We start from the raw sequence: 15,979 nt of genomic DNA, 5'->3' as shown, positions 1-15,979 counted from the left end.
GACCGCCACCCGCGCCCCCGCACGGGGCCTCACCGGCCGGGCCGGCCGTTTCAGCCGCGGACGCCCAGCAGGTGCTCCAGCGCCAGCTGGTCCAGCCGCTCGAAGGCCATGCCGCGCCCGGCCGCGGCGTCCACGTCGAACTCCTCGAAGGCGGCGGCGTCGGCCAGCAGGTCGGCGGTGGTCTCGCCCTCGTTCAGGGTCGGCCGCGCCAGCTCGTCCAGGCGGGAGGCGCTCAGCGCCTCGCGGACCTCGGGGTCGGCGCGGAAGGCGACGGCCTTCTCCTTGAGGATCAGGTAGTTGCGCATGCAGCCGGCCGCCGACTCCCACACCCCGTCGAAGTCCTCCGTGCGCGGGGGCTTGAAGTCGAAGTGCCGCGGGCCCTCGTAGCCGGCCGACTCCAGCAGGTCCACCAGCCAGAACGCCTGGCGCAGGTCGCCGGCGCCGAAGCGGAAGTCCTGGTCGTACTTGATACCGGACTGGCCGTTGAGGTCGATGTGGAAGAGCTTGCCGTGCCACAGCGCCTGGGCGATGCCGTGCGGGAAGTTCAGTCCGGCCATCTGCTCGTGGCCGACCTCGGGATTGAGGCCGACGCGGTCGGCGTGCTCCAGCTCGTTGATGAACGCCAGCGCGTGGCCGACGGTCGGCAGCAGGATGTCGCCGCGCGGCTCGTTGGGCTTGGGCTCGATGGCGAAGCGCAGGTCGTAGCCCTGGGAGACGGCGTGGTCGCCGAGGATGTCGAAGGCCTCCTTGAGGCGGTCCAGCGCGCCCCGCACGTCCTTGGCGGCGCCCGACTCCGCGCCCTCGCGGCCGCCCCAGGCGACATAGGTGGTGGCGCCCAGTTCGGCGGCCAGGTCGATGTTGCGGATGGTCTTGCGCAGCGCGTAGCGGCGCACGTCCCGGTCGTTGGCGGTGAAGGCGCCGTCCTTGAAGACCGGGTGGGTGAAGAGGTTGGTGGTGGCCATCGGCACCTTCATGCCGGTGGCGTCCAGCGCCTGGCGGAAGCGCTTGACGATGCCCTCGCGCTCGGAGGCGGAGGAGCCGAAGGGGATCAGGTCGTCGTCGTGGAAGGTGACGCCGTGGGCACCCAGCTCGGAGAGCCTGTGCACCGTCTCGACCGGGTCCAGGGCCGGCCGGGTGGCGTCGCCGAAGGGGTCGCGGCCCTGCCAGCCCACGGTCCACAGACCGAAGGTGAACTTGTGCTCGGGTGTCGGCTCGTAGCTCATGTCATGCCTCTCGGGTATTTCGTCAGGTCCGTTGACAAATTAGTATGCGCCCGGAAGCCCCAGAGAGGAAGAGGCGACATGGCCGCACCCGAAGGTCCGCTCGTTATCGGTGTGGACAGCTCGACGCAGTCCACCAAAGCACTGGTCGTCGACGCCGCCACCGGCGAGGTGGTCGCGCGCGGCCAGGCGCCCCACACCGTCTCGCCCGACCACGAGAGCGATCCGGAGCAGTGGTGGCAGGCGCTGCGGCAGGCGCTGGAGCAGTGCGGACCGGCCGTCCACCGGGCCGCCGCCGTCTCGGTCGGCGGCCAGCAGCACGGGCTGGTGACGCTGGACGGCCGGGGCCGTCCCGTCCGTCCCGCCCTGCTGTGGAACGACGTGCGCTCGGCCCCGCAGCGCGACCGCCTGGTGGCGGAGCTGGGCGGGCCGAAGGCGTGGGCCGAGCGTTTCGGCAGCGTCCCGGCGGCCTCCTTCACCGTCACCAAGTGGCAGTGGCTGCGCGAGAACGAGCCCGAGGCCGCCGCCGCGGTGAAGGCGGTGCGGCTGCCGCACGACTACCTCACCGAGCGCCTGACCGGCCAGGGCACCACCGACCGGGGCGATGCCTCGGGCACCGGCTGGTGGTCGACGGCCGACCAGGCCTACGACGAGGAGGTCCTGGGGAAGGTCGGCCTCTCCCCCGAGCTGCTGCCCCGTGTGCTGGGGCACGGCGAGGCGGCCGGCACGGTGCGGCCGCGGGAGGGGCTGCCGCTGCCTCAGGGCACACTGGTGGCCACCGGCACCGGCGACAACATGGCCGCCGCCCTCGGCCTGGGGCTGCGGCCGGGCCGGCCGGTGCTGAGCCTGGGCACCTCCGGCACCGTCTACGCCGTCTCCACCCGTCGCCCCACCGACCCCACCGGCACCGTCGCCGGCTTCGCCGACGCCCGCACCGACTGGCTGCCGCTGGCCTGCACCCTCAACTGCACCCTGGCCGTGGACCGCGTCGCGGCCCTGTTCGGCCTGGACCGCGAGGCCGTCGAGCCGGGCGGGGGCGTGACCGTCCTGCCGTTCCTGGACGGCGAGCGCACCCCGAACCTCCCCTACGCCTCCGGCACCCTGACCGGCCTGCGGCACGACACGGGCGCGGGCCAGATCCTCCAGGCCACCTACGACGGCGCGGTCCACTCGCTGCTGGCCGCCCTGGACCTGGTCCTGGACGACGACGCCGAACCGGACGCCCCGATCCTGCTGATCGGCGGCGGCGCGAAGGGCACCGCGTGGCGCGAGACGGTACGGCGCCTTTCGGGACGGCCGGTGGTCGTGCCGCGCGCACAGGAGCTGGTCGCGCTCGGCGCGGCGGCGCAGGCCGCGGCCCTGGTGCTGGGCGAGGACGCGGCGGCGGTCGCCCGCCGCTGGTCCACCGCCGAGGGCCCGTCGTACGAGGCGGTGGAGCGCGACGAGGAGACGCTGACCCGCCTGACGGCCACCCTGGGCGACGCCGATACGCTGCTGCGGCGGCACTGACCGGCGGCTGCCCTCCCCCGGTCCGCCGGCACAGTCCGCCGCGCAAGTCCCGCCGCACAGGTTCCGTCCCGCGCCACCACCGTCCGCGGCGCCGTCCGCACAGCCTTTCGAGGAGTACGCCACCGATGGCAGCAGCCGCGCCCAACACCCAGCAGGAGATGCGGCGGCGGAACCTGGCGCGTGTACTGCACGCGGTGGCCGACGGCGGCCCGCGGTCGCGGGCCGCCGTCGCGGCGCGGATAGGGCTCACCCGCACCGCCGTCTCCACCCTCGTGGACGAACTCCTGGCCGCCGGGCTGCTGGTGGAACTGGGCCCGGGCCGCTCCGGTGCGGTCGGGCGGCCGGGCACCGCGCTGGCGCTCAGCGACAGCGGCCCCTGCGGAATCGGCGCCGAGATCGGCGTCGACCACCTCGCCGCGTGCGCCGTCGACCTGCGCGGCGAGGTCCGCGCCCGCACCGCGATGGACGCGGCCAACCGGGACAGCGATCCCGGCCCGGTACTGGGACGACTGGCCCGTCTGGTCAGGGAGGTCGCGGACGAGGCCCGCGGGCTGGGGCTGCGCCCGGCCGGGCTGGCCGTGGCCGTGCCCGGCCTGGTCGCCCGCGGCACCACGACCGTCGTCCAGGCCCCCAACCTCGGCTGGACGGACCTCGACCCGGCACCCCGTCTGAACGCGGGCGTGCTCGGCTCCGGGCCTCTCACCGGCAGCGGCGGCGACACGGCCGTGTGTTCCGTCGACAACGAGGCCAACCTGGGCGCCCTGGCCGAGCTGTGGCTGGGCGGCCACACCCCGCCGTCCGGCGACTTCGTCCACGTCTCGGCCGAGATCGGCATCGGCGCCGCGATCGTGGTGGACGGGGAACTCCTGCGCGGCACGCGCGGGTTCGCCGGTGAGCTGGGCCATGTGCCGGTGCGTCCGGAGGGCCGTCCGTGCGCCTGCGGCGGCATCGGCTGCCTGGAGCAGTACGCGGGCGAGGAGGCCGTCCTGCGGGCCGCCGGACTCGATCCGCGCGCCACCGCCGCGCGGTACCCCGGCCCCGGCGCCCGCATCGGCCTGCTCGCCACCCGCGCCGAGGACGGCGACCGCGCGGTACTGGGGGCGCTGGCCGAGGCCGGAAGCGCGCTGGGCACCGCCCTGACCGGCACGGTCAACCTGCTCGACCCGCAGACCGTGGTCCTGGGTGGCGCCCTCGCCCGGCTGGCGCCCTGGCTGCTGCCCTCCCTGGAGCAGGAACTGGGCCGTCGTCTGGCAGGCCCCCCGCCGGTGTCGGTCTCCCGCCTCGGCGCGGAAGGCCCGCTGCTGGGCGCGGCCCACTCCGTCGTCCGCGCGGTCCTGGACGACCCACTGGCCCACCGCGCCTGAACGGCACATGCCAGGGAGGGCGGCCGAACGCGGCGGTCCACACCCGTGCACGGTGGTACGCGCCCGCCGCTGTCAACCTTGGAATCCGTCATTCACTCTTTCGGGTTATTCAGTGTCCGTTTCACCATGACGGCGGTTCCACCCACGCAAAGTACCCTCCGTGTACAGAAGGCACAGCAGGTGGGGAGCGGGAGCGGGAGCGGTCGTCCTGGTGCTCACCGCGGCGGGCGGGGCCCGCGCCGAGGGGGCGGCCGTTCCGCGGCCCTCCCCGCCGGCCGCCGTCGCGGGCGCCGGGGTCCGGACCGGGGACGGTACCGAGGTACGGCTGACCAGCGGTGCTGCGTCGGCGACGGTCGTGGAGCGCACCGGCTGTCCGAAGCTGTCCGTGGAGATCACGGTCGGCGGCGGTACCGGTGTGCGGCTCGGCGTGGTTCTGGGGCGCCCGTGTCCGCCCACGCCCACACCGTCCCCGCCGCCTCCCACACCCACGCCCACACCGTCCCCGCCGCCTCCCACACCCACACCCACACCGTCCCCGCCGCCTCCCACACCCACACCCACACCGTCCCCGCCGCCTCCGGTGCCGCCCGCGCCTCCCTCATCCTCTCCGCCACCGTCCTTCCCGCCGCCCCTGGAGCCGCGTCCGACAGCTACGGCCGTCACCGCACCGGCCGTCCCCGCGTCCCGTGAACCGGCGCCCCCACTCTCTCCGACACCGCCTCCGCCGGAGAGTTCGCCGCCGAGGCGGCCCTCCTCGCTCCCGAGCCTCTCCCCTCCGCCCGCTCCCCGTCCCGAGACCCGGCGCCACCGGTCCGGCGCGGGGCTGCCGCTCACCGGGCGCGCCCTGCTGATCGTCGCCCCGGCGGTGCTGGCCGCCGCCGCGCTGCGCCCGCGCTCCGGCTCCCGATCCCGCTGACCGAGGCCGAAAGTCCGAAGGAACCCCCTGTGAACGACTGGCTCTTCCTGTTCCTCGCCGTCACCGTCTCCTGCGCCGCCGTCGTGACCGTCATCCTGCTGCGGCGCCGCCGCACAGGCGAGGACTACGACCCCTCCGAGACCCCCGATGTCATCGAGTACATGACCATGATGATCGGTGTGGTGTACGCGATCGTCCTCGGCCTGGCCATCGCGGGCGCCTGGGAAGGGCGCTCCGCCGCCGAGGAGTGGACGCGACAGGAGGCCCAGGCGCTGCACGAGGTGCGTGAGCGCGCCCAGGCCTATCCCGCCGCGGTCCGCGACCGCGTCCGCGAGCGCGTCGACGCGTACGTCCGTCACACGGTCACGGTGGAGTGGCCTCATATGGCCGAACACGGCGAAACGACCGACCGGGGGACGGTGCTCCTGGCGGACCTGCGGCGGACCGTCACCGGCCACGAACCGGCCACCGTGCGCGAGGCGCAGACGTACCAGGCCCTGGTGGACCAGGTCGCCCTGGCCGACGAGGCCCGTACCGCCCGGTCGCAGGGCGCCGAACCGACGCTGCCCGGTGTGGTGTGGCTCGGTCTGGTCTCGGGTGCGGTGATCGCGGTGGGCATGGTGTTCGCCCTGCAGATCCAGCGCTCGGGCCGGGAGCTGGTGCTGGCAGGCCTGTTCACCGCGCTGATCGCGTTCCTCCTCTTCCTGGTCTGGTACTTCGACTCCCCCTTCACCCGCGGTTTCGCGGACCCGACCGAGGCGTTCACCACGCTCTTCCCACGCGCCTCGGGCGACTGAGATCACACCGCGCGCCCCCGGGCTGCGCGCCGTCCGGTGGGTAGGCACCCTGGAGACCGACCGCACGGCCGTGACCAGACGAGGAGCCCCGGGTGCCCGCACTCTTCCCCAGCCTGTACCAGGCGCCGGACAAACCCGCGCTGCGCTTCGGCGACCGGGTGATCGACTACGGTCGGCTGGCCGGGGCGGCACACGCGCTCGCCCTGGAGATCGCCGACGCCGGCCGGGTGGCGGTGTGGGCTACCCCCTCGCCGCACACCTGCGTCGGCGTCCTGGCCGCCCTGCTGGCCGGAGTCCCCGCCGTGCCCGTCAACCCGCGCACCGGCGAGGAGGAACTGGCCCACATCCTCACCGACAGCACGCCCAACCGGGTGCTGGCCGCCTCCGGCGACGAGCTGCCCCCGGCACTGGAGGCACTGCCGCGTACCGATGTCGCGCTGGGGCCGGAGACCGACCCCCGCCCCGACGGCACCACATCCGCGCCCGACGAGAACGGCCCGGCGCTGATCGTCTACACCTCCGGCACCACCGGACCGCCCAAGGGCGTGGTGGTGCCGCGCCGCGCGATCGCGAGCACGCTGGACGACCTGGCCGACGTCTGGCGGTGGACCGGCGACGACGTACTGGTGCACGCGCTGCCGCTGTTCCATGTGCACGGGCTGGTCCTGGGGGTGCTGGGGGTGCTGCGGCGCGGCGGCACACTGCACCACCTGGGCCGCTTCTCGCCCGAGGCCGTCACGGCGGCGCTGGAGGAGGGCGGCACCATGGTGTTCGGGGTGCCGACGATGTACCACCGGCTGGCCGAGGCCCTGGAGGCCGGTGGCGAGACGGGTGACGAGGGGAACGGCGAGGCGGGCGGGCGGCTGGCCGAGGCCCTGGGCGGGGCCCGGCTGCTGGTGTCCGGCTCGGCCGCGCTGCCCCTGCACGACCACGAGCGGATCACGGCCGCGACCGGGCAGCGCGTCGTCGAGCGCTACGGGATGACCGAGACGCTGATGATCACCAGTGTGCGGGCGGACGGCGAGCGCCGCGCCGGCACCGTGGGTGTGCCCCTGCCCAGCGTGGACGTACGGCTGGTCGATGACGAGGGCCGCCGCATCGAGGACGGCGACGGCGAGACCGTGGGCGAGGTCCAGGTGCGCGGACCCAACCTGTTCACCGAGTACCTGCACCGGCCGGACGCCACCGCGCAGGCCTTCGCGGGCGGCTGGTTCCGCACCGGCGACATGGCCACCCGGGACGCCGACGGCTTCTACCGGATCGTGGGCCGCAGGGCGACGGACCTGATCAAGAGCGGCGGTTACCGGATCGGCGCCGGGGAGATCGAGAACTGCCTGCTGGGCCACCCGGGCGTCGCCGAGGCGGCGGTCGTCGGCGAGCCCGACCCGGATCTGGGCGAGCGGATCGTGGCGTGGGTGGTGCCGGCCGGCGGACAGCCGCCCACCGAGCAGGAGCTGATCGGCCATGTGGCGCGGCGGCTCACGCCGCACAAGCGGCCCCGGACCGTGCGGTTCACGGATGGCCTGCCCCGCAACGACATGGGCAAGGTCATGAAGCGGGAGCTGGGCCGTGGCTGAGCGGCCGGACGCGGAACGGGCGGCGGGGCCGGGCGGGCGGCTGTCGGCCCGTGCGGTGATCGACGCGGTGCTCGACTCGCCGGGCGACGGCTTCACGGAGCTGCCCGCCGCGGGCGGTTACGACGGTGGGAGCGGCGACAACGACGGCGGCACCGACGGGGACGGGCCGATCGCCTGGAAGGGGTACGGCCCGGCGCGCGCCCGCGCACACGAACGCACCGGCGAGCGGGAGTCGGTGGTGTGCGGCACCGGCACGGTCGGCGGCGTCCCGGCGGTCCTGATCGCCTTCGAGTTCGCCTTCCTCGGCGGCTCCCTCGGACAGCGCACCGGCGACCGCATCGAGGCCGCGCACCGGCACGCCCGCCGGGCGCGGCTGCCGGTGGTCTCCCTGACGGCGACCGGCGGCAGCCGTATGCAGGAGGGCATGCGGGCCCTGGTCCAGCTCCAGCGCGTGGCGCGACAGTCGTCGCTGACCCGGGCGGCGGGCCTGCCGCAGATCGCCGTCGTACGGGATCCGACGACCGGCGGCGGCTGGGCGACGCTGGGGGCGGGCTCCGACGTGGTGCTGGCCCTGCCGGGCGCCCAGGTCGCCTTCGCCGGATCCCGGGTGCGCCCCCCGAGCGCCGATCCGGCCGCGTACGGCGCCGAGGAGAAGCTGGCGGCCGGGCAGGTCGACCGGATCGTGGCCCCGAAGGAGCTGCCCGGCGTCCTGGGCCGCTGGCTGTCCCTGCTCTCCTCCCCCACGTGCGCCCCTGGTGCCGCGGGCGACCCCGCCGAGCCGCCGCGCGCGCTGGGCGGCACGGGCGCGCCGGGCCTGCCGGAGACGGGCTGGGAGGCGGTGGAACGGGCCCGCTCCCCGCGTCGCCCGCACGCCGACACCTATCTGGACGCGTACTTCGAGGTCCGCGAGGAGATCTCCGGCGACCGCTGCGGCGGCACCGACCCGGGGATGCTCTGCGGTTTCGGGCGCAGGGACGGCCGTACCGTCGCCTACGCCGCCCAGTGCGGCACACCGACCCTGCCCGCCGGCTTCCGCACCGCCACCCGGCTGATCCGGCTGGCCGACCGGCTGGGCGTCCCGGTGCTCACCCTGGTGGACACCCCGGGCGCGGCCAACGACGAGGCGGCGGAGCGCTCCGGCGCGGGCGCGGCCATCGCGGACCTCTTCGCGGCGGTGGCCGAGGCCCGGGTCCCGGTGACGACCCTGGTCGTCGGCGAGGGCGGCTCGGGCGGCGCCCTGGCACTGGCGGCGCCGGAGAACACCTGGGTCACCCCGGACTGCTACTTCTCCGTCATAGCCCCGGAGTCGGCCGCGGCCATCCTCAAGCGCGGCCCGGAGCACGTCCGCGAGACGGCGGGCGACCTGCGGCTGCGTCCGCAGGACCTGGTGGAGCTGGGGGTGGCGCGCGGCATCGTGCCCGGATAGCGCTCGCGGCGCCCTTCCCGGTCCCGCCGATCCGCGAGCCCCGGGCGGTCTCGCGGATCGGACCGGAAGCCGCGCCTCCGTCGCGCACGGCTCACCGCCGGCGCCGCGTCCGCCCTCCCCCACACCCCTCCGGGGGCCGCGGAGGTCAGGTCCTTCCCGGCGCGGCCGCCCGTTCGGCCCGCCGGGCGGTGCGCAGCCCCCGCCGGCTGGCCTCGCGGACGGACGCGGTGATGCGGTTCAGCCGTTCCGACTCCAGCGACCAGGTCTGCCAGTGGAGGGCGACGTCGCGGTGGGCGTGCTCCTCCAGCAGGGTCAGTGTCCCGTCGGCGAGGTCCGTCCCCATCTGGAGCTCCGGGATCATGCCCCATCCCAGGCCGGCCCTCAGGGCCGTGAGGAACCCCTCGGGCGACGGGACGGTGTGCGTGGGCGGGGGCCGGTCGACGCCTCGGGAGCGCAGTACCCGGCGCTGCAGGTCGTCCTTGGCGTTGAACTCCAGCATGGGCATACCGGTCCAGTCGACGCCGGCTTCGGTGGTGAACCGCCGGTGCAGCGCGGGGGCGGCCGCAGGCACGTAGCGCATGAAGCCCAGCCGCTCGATGCGGCATCCGTTGACCGGCACGGGATCGGCGGTGACGGCTCCGATGACGTCTCCCTGGCGCAGGAGCCGACTGCTGTGATCCTGGTCCTCCACGCGCAGGTCCAGTGTGGTGTCCGTCCATCCGGCGGCCTCGTGGAGGACGGGCGCGAACCAGGTGACCAGGGAGTCGGCGTTGACGGCCACCGGCGTCACGGTCCGGGAGGAGATCCCGTCGCCCAGCGCGCGCCGGGTCTCCGCCTCCAGCACCTGCACCTGGCGTGCCATGCGCAGCAGCGCCGCCCCGGCCTCGGTGGGTGCGCACGGCACACTCCGGCGCACCACCACCTGGCCCACGGACTTCTCCAGGGCCTTGATGCGCTGGCTGACGGCCGAGGGACTGACCCCGAGCAGGTCCGCGGCGGCCTCGAAGGTCCCCTCGTCGATGATCGCGGCCAGGGCACGCAGATGCTCGAAGTTCATGAAGCGAATCTAACGTATCTGAAGATCCTTTCATTTGTCTGTATCCAGGGGACTGGCTACCTTCAGGGCCATGTGGGGTATCTGGACGGCCGGCCTGGCGGCCGGCCTGGCTCTGATCATCGCCATCGGCGCGCAGAACGCCTTCGTGCTGCGGCAGGGCATCCGCCGGGAGCACGTCGGGGCGGTGGTGGCGCTGTGCACGGCCGGCGATGTCGTGCTGATCCTCGGCGGCACCGCCGGGATCGGGGCGCTGGTGTCCCGCTTCCCCGGCGCCCTGGAGGTGCTGCGGTGGGCGGGAGCCGTCTATCTGGTGTGGTGGGCGGTGCGCTCCTTCGCCTCCGCGGTGAGGCCCTCGTCCCTGAAGGCCGGGGCCGCACGGTCGCGGAGGTCGGTGGTCACCGCCACCCTGGCCCTTACCTTCCTCAACCCCCATGTCTACCTCGACACCGTGGTGCTGCTGGGCAGCCTCGCCAACCAGCAGGGCCCCGGCGCCCGGTGGGTCTTCGCCACCGGGGCGGTGACGGGCAGCGTGGTGTGGTTCTCCGCTCTCGGCTACGGCGCCAGGGGACTGTCGGGCGTGCTCGACAGCCCCCGTACCTGGCGGGTGGTGGACCTGGTGGTCGGCGTCGTGATGCTCGTCCTGGCGGTCGGTCTGGTCCTGGGGTGACGGCTCTGGGCGACGGCCCGGAGTGGCCCCGCCCGCGGCGCGTCCCCGGCGCGTCACCGCGGCAGGAGGGCCTCGAAGTCCACCGTCCTGTCGCACCAGCGCTCCAGCAGCACCCGGTCGTGGCCGACCGCGAGCAGCGCCGTGCCGTTCTCCCGGCGGTACTCCTCCACCGCGGCGACGAGGGCCGCGGTGGTGGAGGCGTCCAGCATCGCGGTCATCTCGTCGCAGACCAGCAGGCGGGGGCGGAGGACGAGGGCGCGGGCCAGGCAGGCGCGCTGGAGCTGGCCGTCGCTGACCTCGTGGGGGCGGCGGGCGAGCAGATCGCCGCCGAGGCCGACGGAGGCGGCCAGCGCGGGCAGCCGGGCGGGGACCTCCGCCCGGCGGCCGGTGGCGCGCAGTGGCTCGGAGATCAGCTCGGCGAGGGTCAGGCGCGGGTCGGCGGCGAGGCGCGGCTGCTGGAAGACGACGCCGGCAGCCGTGCGCAGCTCGCGCGGGGCGCGGTGGCGGAAGCCGCGCGCCTGCCGGCCGGCCAGCCGTACGGTGCCCGCCCACGGCCGGTGGAGCAGGGCGGCGACGCGGGCCAGGGTGGACTTGCCGCAGCCGCTGGGGCCGAGCAGTCCGACGGCCTCGCCCTCGCCCACGGTCAGGGACGCCCCGTGCAGTACGGGTGCGCGGCGGTCGTATCCGGCGGTGATGTCGCGCAGTTCCAGGGCGGGTTCGGGCGTCGGCGCAGCCGGCGGTCCGGGCGTCGGTTCAGACATCGGCGGTCTCCGGGGCGTGGGAGTGCGCGTGGTGGCAGGCCACCGCCCCGGCGCGGGCGCCGGTCAGGGCGGGTACGGCGGCGCAGGTGCCGGTGGCCCGGTCGCAGCGCGGGGCGAAGGCGCAGCCGGCGGGCAGGGCGTCGAGTTCGGGCGGCATGCCGGGGATGGGGGTGAAGGACCGCTCGGGCAGAGCCTCCAGCAGCCCTCGGGCGTACGGGTGGCGGGGGCCTGGTGCGCCGAAGAAGCCCGCGGCGCCGGTGAGTTCGACGATGCGTCCGGCGTACATCACCGCGACCCGGTCGGCGATGCGCTCGGCGGCGGACAGGTCGTGGGTGATGACGAGCAGGCCGCGGCCGGCGTCCACGTGGCGCCGCAGTTCGTCCGCGGTGCGGTCCACCAGGTCGCGGTCCAGGCCGGTGGTCGGTTCGTCGGCGATCAGCAGCGGGGCCCCGCCGACGAGGGCGAGGGCGGTGGCGGCGCGCTGTGCGAGGCCGCCGGAGAGCTGGTGGGGGTACCGGTCGAGGTGGTCGGCGGGGAACGCGGCGCGTTCGGCGGCCGCCTCGGCGGCCCCGCGCGGTTCCGGCCCCCGTACGCCGGTCAGTTCCCGCACCGTCTCCTCCAGCTGGGAGCGGACGGTGCGCACGGGGGTGAGGTGCGAGGCGGGGCTCTGCGGTACGAGGGCGATGCGGCGGCCCCTCACGCGCCGGGCCAGTGTTTCCTCCCCGGCGGTGAGCAGGTCCAGGTCGTCCAGCAGGGCCGTACCGCCCACCCGGGCGTTGCCGGGCAGCAGCCCCAGCAGCGCGGAGGCCAGCACCGACTTGCCGCAGCCGCTCTCTCCCACCAGGGCCAGGCACTCGCCGGGGGCGAGGTCGAAGGAGACCCCCGTCACGGCGGCGACGGTGCGCCCGCCGCGCAGCGGGAAGCGTACGGACAGCTCGCGTACGGACAGTTGGGCCGTCACAGCGTCAGCTCCGATCGGACGCGCGGGTTGATCCGCTCGCGCCAGGCTCCGGCGAGCCCGGCGATGGCGAGGGTGGGGACGACGATGAACAGCCCGGGCCAGAGGGTGGGCCACCAGGCGCCGGCGAGCAGCGAGCCGCGCGCCGCCTCGGCCATGGTGCCGAGACTGGCCTGGTGCGCGGGGATGCCCAGACCCAGGAAGGACAGGGCGGACTCGTGCCAGATGGCGTGCGGCACCATCAGCACGGCCGCCAGCCCGGCCTGCGGCAGGACGCCGGGCAGCAGATGGCGTACGGCCACCCGCCACCGCGAGGCGCCGCCCGAGATCGCGGCGTCCACGTACGGGCGGTTGCGCAGGGAGTGGGTCTCGGCCCGGACGATGCGGGCGGTGGACAGCCAGTGGGTGAGACCGACGGAGGCGATGACCGGCCAGATCCCGGGCCGGAACATGGCCACCACGAAGATGCCCAGGAGCAGGTGGGGCACGGAGGCGAAGACATCCACGACCCGCATCACCAGCCGGTCGGTGCGCCCGCCCAGCGCCCCGGCCAGACCGCCGACGGCGATGCCGACGACCGTGGCCACCAGCGCCGCGACCACGCCGACCAGCAGCGAGACGCGCAGCCCGTGGACGCAGCGCAGCAGCAGGTCGCGGCCCAGCTCGTCGGTGCCGAAGGGATGCTCCCGGGAGGGGGGCTGGAGTTTGGCCGCGAGGTCGACGGCCTGCTGGTCCAGGGGGAAGACCGCCGGCACCAGCAGCGCGGCCAGGACGGTGGCGGCGGTGAGCACGGCCGAGACGCGGGTACGCCGGGCGCGGGCGCCAGGCGGGCGCCCGAGGCCGCGCCGCGCGGCGGCGGGGACGGGGGCTTCGGCGGGGGTTTCGGCGGGGGCCGGTGCGGGGGCGGTCACATCTCCTCCGGGTCGATCCGGGGATCGGCCAGCACGTAGAGCAGGTCGGCCAGCAGGTTCCCGGCGAGCACGGCGGCGGTGGCCAGTACGGTCACGGCCGCCAGAAGCGGGAAGTCGGTGGCGGTGGCGGCGCGGACGGTGGCCGAGGCGATCCCGGGCCAGCTGAAGACGGTCTCCACCAGCAGGGCGCCGGTGATCAGTTCGGGTATACGGGTGCCGATGAGCGTGAGTACCGGCAGCAGCCCCGAGCGCAGGGCGTGGCCGAGCAGCACGGTGCGCTCGCGCAGCCCGCGCGCGCGGGCGCCGCGCACCGGGTCCTCGTGGAGTGCGTCGGCCACTCCCTGCCGTACGTACAGGGCGAACCACGGCAGCTGGGACAGGGCGAGCACGGCCACCGGCAGCGTCAGATGGCGTGCCAGCGAGCCCGCGGTGACGGTGTCCTCGCCGCTGTCGGTGAGTCCGCCGGCGGGCAGCACGCCGAGCTGGAGGGCGAAGAACCAGACGGCCAGCAGTCCGAGCCAGAACGGCGGGGCTGCCTGGAGGACGTAGGAGCCGCCGGTGACACAGCGGTCGAGCCATCCGCCCCGGCGGCGCGCGGCGACGACGCCGAGCACCGTGCCGAGCACCACCGCGACGAGGAACGCGAGCGCGCACAGCAGCACGGACCAGCCCAGGCGTTCGCCGACGACCTGGGCGACCGGCTGGCGCAGGGAGACCGACTGGCCCAGGTCCCCGGTCGCCGCGGAGGTGAGCCAGTTCCACCACTGCTCGGTGAACGGGCCGTCCAGGGCGAGGTTCTCACGCAGTCGGTCGAGGGTGTCCTGGGAGGCGCGCAGCCCGGCGCTCCCGGCGTACTGGCGCACCGGGTCGAAGGGGGAGGCCGCGGCGAGCGCGAAGACGCCGAGGGTCACGGCGGCCAGGACGGGGACGGCGGCCAGCGCCCGCCGTCCCGCCAGGCGCGCCATCGGGGCCCAGGGCGGCCCCGTGCGCGGTGCGGCCTTCACTTCTTCGGCCGCCAGTCCTCGACATTCCACCAGGGTCCCGCGCCCAGGCCGTGGTCGTGGGGCTCGACCTGGGTGGTGACGCCCTGCCAGGCGTCGTCCATCACGTACACGTGGTCGATGTGGGTGAGGAAGGTGTAGCCGGGGTTCTGGGCCAGTTCGCTCTGGACGGTGGCGTACGCCTCGGCGCGGGCGGCGCGGTCGTTGGTGCGGCGCGCCTCCTCAAGGGCCCGGTCGACGTCCGGGTTGTCGTAGGCGGCCATGTTGTTGAAGCCGTCCAGCGCCAGGGAGGAGTGCAGCAGGGGGTAGAGGTCGAAGTCGGGGTCGGCCGGGCTGCCGCCGCCGGAGAGGACGGCGTCGTCCTTCATGCGCGGCTCGATGACCTCCCAGGTGCCGGACTCGACGGTGATGTCGATGCCGATCTCCTTGGCGTCCGCGGCGTAGGCCAGGGCGTGCTCCTGGCGCAGCCGGTCCCCGGAGGGGTACCAGAGGGTGAAGGCGGCGCGGCGGTCGTCCTTGCGGCGCACCCCGTCCTCGCCGGCCCTCCAGCCCGCCTCCTCCAGGATCTTCCGCGCCTCCTCCGGGTCGTGGCGGCGTTCGGTGCCCTTGGCGAACCAGGGGCTGTCGGTGGGCACGGGGCCGTACGCGGCCCGGCCGGCGCCGCTGAGCACACTGTCGACGATCGCCTCGCGGTCCACCGCGACGTCCAGGGCGCGGCGCACCGCGCGGTCGCCGGTGACGGGGTCCGCGGTGGGAAGGGTGACGGCCCGGAAGTCGGCGCTCCTGGCCCGGATCACGCGTCGGCCGTCGTCTCCTTCGAAGGTCTCGGCGAGGGCGGGGGGCAGGACGGCGGCGTCGAGGTCGCCGGAGCGCAGCCGGGTGGCCCGTATGTCGTCGTCCTTGATGACGGCCATGGTGAACTTCTTCACCTCCGGCGCGCCGCCCCAGTAGTCGGGGTTGGCCTCGAAGGTGAGCTTCTCGCCGCGGCTCCAGCCGGTGAGGACGTAGGGCCCGGTGCCGACCGGCTCGGTGTTGTAGGGGCCGGTGTTGACGTCCTGTCCGGCGGCGGCCTCCTTGGAGGCGATGGGCAGCACGGTGCGCTCGGCGAAGGCGGCGTAGGGGTACTTGAGGCGGAAGACGACGGTGTCCTCGCCCTCGGCGGTGACACCGCCGAGGGCGTCCAGCTCGCCCCTGGAGGGGTTGTTGGTCTTCTCGTCGAGGATGGTCTCGTAGGTGAAGACCACGTCCTCGGCGTCGAAGGGGGTGCCGTCGCTGAAGGTCACCCCCTCGCGCAGGGTGTAGGTGTACGTCCGGCCACCGTCGCCGATCTCGGGGAGTTCCGCGGCGAGGGCGGGCTCCAGCTCCATGTCGGCGCCGTGCCGCAGCAGCCCGTCGAAGATCTTGGAGTTGCCGTCCTTGCCGTAGCCGAGCAGAGGACTGAGGGTGTCCGGTTCCTGGGCGATTCCCACGACCAGGGAGTCGCCCGTACCGCCGTCCGCACCGCTCTTCCCGTCGGACGGCGCGGAGCAGGCCGCGGTCCCGGCCAGCACCGCGCCGGCCGTCATGGCGACGGCCGTCCGTATCACCCGCAGTCTCATGATCCCCACTTCTGTTGCCGAGAGCGCGTTGTTGCAATCAGCTTGCAATTAAACCGCAGGAACGCGCCACCCCGCTCCTCCCCCGGCGGGCGACGCTTCGGTCACCCTTCGATCACTCCATGATCACGAAAAGCCTCCCGAACCGGTTTACCTTCACCTTCTGTGGACTAGACCTTGACTCCCCATTTGGTCTATGCCAAACCTGTGCAGACCCCAC

At 74.7% G+C, this 15,979-nt stretch carries 14 protein-coding genes; 7 read left to right on the top strand and 7 right to left on the bottom strand.

Annotated features, from left to right (window positions below; all coding sequences use genetic code 11):
• Nucleotides 1-50: 50 nt before the first annotated feature.
• Nucleotides 51-1,223 (bottom strand): xylose isomerase, encoded by a 1,173-nt coding sequence (gene xylA, locus AC2CJA_RS05415; RefSeq protein WP_484601502.1) that lies wholly within the window; start codon nucleotides 1,221-1,223, stop codon nucleotides 51-53.
• 78 nt (nucleotides 1,224-1,301) lie between these two features.
• Between xylA and xylB the strand changes: the two genes are divergently transcribed.
• The 6 genes from xylB to AC2CJA_RS05385 all read left to right on the top strand — a co-directional run bounded on the left by xylB (nucleotide 1,302) and on the right by AC2CJA_RS05385 (nucleotide 8,809).
• Nucleotides 1,302-2,729 carry a xylulokinase gene (gene xylB, locus AC2CJA_RS05410; protein ID WP_484601501.1) on the top strand — a complete coding sequence of 476 codons (1,428 nt, stop codon included), beginning with the start codon at nucleotides 1,302-1,304 and terminating at the stop codon, nucleotides 2,727-2,729.
• Between the two features lie 125 nt (nucleotides 2,730-2,854).
• A complete protein-coding gene (locus AC2CJA_RS05405; RefSeq protein WP_484601500.1) occupies nucleotides 2,855-4,093 on the top strand; it encodes an ROK family protein in 1,239 nt (412 codons plus the stop codon).
• A 444-nt stretch (nucleotides 4,094-4,537) separates the two neighbouring features.
• Complete coding sequence (locus AC2CJA_RS05400) at nucleotides 4,538-4,783, top strand: hypothetical protein (protein WP_484601499.1); 246 nt, start codon at nucleotides 4,538-4,540, stop codon at nucleotides 4,781-4,783.
• A 255-nt stretch (nucleotides 4,784-5,038) separates the two neighbouring features.
• Nucleotides 5,039-5,806, top strand: coding sequence for a bestrophin-like domain (locus AC2CJA_RS05395; protein ID WP_484601498.1), 768 nt, complete (start codon nucleotides 5,039-5,041; stop codon nucleotides 5,804-5,806).
• 92 nt (nucleotides 5,807-5,898) lie between these two features.
• Complete coding sequence (locus AC2CJA_RS05390) at nucleotides 5,899-7,383, top strand: acyl-CoA synthetase (RefSeq protein WP_484601497.1); 1,485 nt, start codon at nucleotides 5,899-5,901, stop codon at nucleotides 7,381-7,383.
• Complete coding sequence (locus AC2CJA_RS05385) at nucleotides 7,376-8,809, top strand: carboxyl transferase domain-containing protein (protein ID WP_484601496.1); 1,434 nt, start codon at nucleotides 7,376-7,378, stop codon at nucleotides 8,807-8,809. The genes AC2CJA_RS05390 and AC2CJA_RS05385 overlap by 8 nt, the downstream gene beginning before the upstream one ends.
• Before the next feature lie 145 nt (nucleotides 8,810-8,954).
• On the opposite strand, the gene AC2CJA_RS05380 is transcribed toward AC2CJA_RS05385, so the two are convergent.
• Nucleotides 8,955-9,866 carry a LysR family transcriptional regulator ArgP gene (locus tag AC2CJA_RS05380; protein WP_484601495.1) on the bottom strand — a complete coding sequence of 304 codons (912 nt, stop codon included), beginning with the start codon at nucleotides 9,864-9,866 and terminating at the stop codon, nucleotides 8,955-8,957.
• A gap of 70 nt (nucleotides 9,867-9,936) precedes the next feature.
• Here AC2CJA_RS05380 and AC2CJA_RS05375 point away from each other — a divergent pair, with 70 nt between their 5' ends.
• Nucleotides 9,937-10,533, top strand: coding sequence for a LysE/ArgO family amino acid transporter (locus tag AC2CJA_RS05375; protein WP_484601494.1), 597 nt, complete (start codon nucleotides 9,937-9,939; stop codon nucleotides 10,531-10,533).
• A gap of 53 nt (nucleotides 10,534-10,586) precedes the next feature.
• Here the strand turns inward: AC2CJA_RS05375 and AC2CJA_RS05370 are convergent, their stop codons facing one another.
• From AC2CJA_RS05370 to AC2CJA_RS05350, 5 genes are read right to left on the bottom strand one after another with little or no spacing between them, the layout of a single operon-like run.
• A complete protein-coding gene (locus tag AC2CJA_RS05370; protein WP_484601493.1) occupies nucleotides 10,587-11,294 on the bottom strand; it encodes an ABC transporter ATP-binding protein in 708 nt (235 codons plus the stop codon).
• Nucleotides 11,287-12,255, bottom strand: coding sequence for an ABC transporter ATP-binding protein (locus AC2CJA_RS05365; RefSeq protein ID WP_484601492.1), 969 nt, complete (start codon nucleotides 12,253-12,255; stop codon nucleotides 11,287-11,289). The genes AC2CJA_RS05370 and AC2CJA_RS05365 overlap by 8 nt, the downstream gene beginning before the upstream one ends.
• The gene (locus AC2CJA_RS05360) at nucleotides 12,252-13,163 is read right to left on the bottom strand and encodes an ABC transporter permease (protein WP_484601491.1); all 912 of its coding nucleotides are present in this window, start codon (nucleotides 13,161-13,163) and stop codon (nucleotides 12,252-12,254) included. The genes AC2CJA_RS05365 and AC2CJA_RS05360 overlap by 4 nt, the downstream gene beginning before the upstream one ends.
• On the bottom strand, nucleotides 13,160-14,128 hold the full coding sequence (locus AC2CJA_RS05355; protein WP_484601490.1) for an ABC transporter permease: 969 nt from the start codon (nucleotides 14,126-14,128) through the stop codon (nucleotides 13,160-13,162). The genes AC2CJA_RS05360 and AC2CJA_RS05355 overlap by 4 nt, the downstream gene beginning before the upstream one ends.
• A gap of 35 nt (nucleotides 14,129-14,163) precedes the next feature.
• Nucleotides 14,164-15,762, bottom strand: a complete 1,599-nt coding sequence (locus tag AC2CJA_RS05350; RefSeq protein ID WP_484601489.1) for an ABC transporter substrate-binding protein — start codon at nucleotides 15,760-15,762, stop codon at nucleotides 14,164-14,166.
• Nucleotides 15,763-15,979 lie beyond the last annotated feature (217 nt).

The sequence above is a fragment of the Streptomyces sp. ATLC9 genome (assembly GCF_057196705.1).
Note: the sequence above shows the minus strand (reverse complement) of the source record. Positions and strands in the feature narration are given on the sequence as shown.

Excerpts from the sequence above, each read along its gene's own strand:
- AC2CJA_RS05355 (WP_484601490.1), bottom strand. The coding sequence starts at position 14,128 with ATGGCGCGCCTGGCGGGACGGCGGGCGCTGGCCGCCGTCCCCGTCCTG.
- AC2CJA_RS05350 (WP_484601489.1), bottom strand. The coding sequence starts at position 15,762 with ATGAGACTGCGGGTGATACGGACGGCCGTCGCCATGACGGCCGGCGCG.
- AC2CJA_RS05405 (WP_484601500.1), top strand. The coding sequence starts at position 2,855 with ATGGCAGCAGCCGCGCCCAACACCCAGCAGGAGATGCGGCGGCGGAAC.
- xylA (WP_484601502.1), bottom strand. The coding sequence starts at position 1,223 with ATGAGCTACGAGCCGACACCCGAGCACAAGTTCACCTTCGGTCTGTGG.
- AC2CJA_RS05380 (WP_484601495.1), bottom strand. The coding sequence starts at position 9,866 with ATGAACTTCGAGCATCTGCGTGCCCTGGCCGCGATCATCGACGAGGGG.
- AC2CJA_RS05375 (WP_484601494.1), top strand. The coding sequence starts at position 9,937 with ATGTGGGGTATCTGGACGGCCGGCCTGGCGGCCGGCCTGGCTCTGATC.
- xylB (WP_484601501.1), top strand. The coding sequence starts at position 1,302 with ATGGCCGCACCCGAAGGTCCGCTCGTTATCGGTGTGGACAGCTCGACG.
- AC2CJA_RS05370 (WP_484601493.1), bottom strand. The coding sequence starts at position 11,294 with ATGTCTGAACCGACGCCCGGACCGCCGGCTGCGCCGACGCCCGAACCC.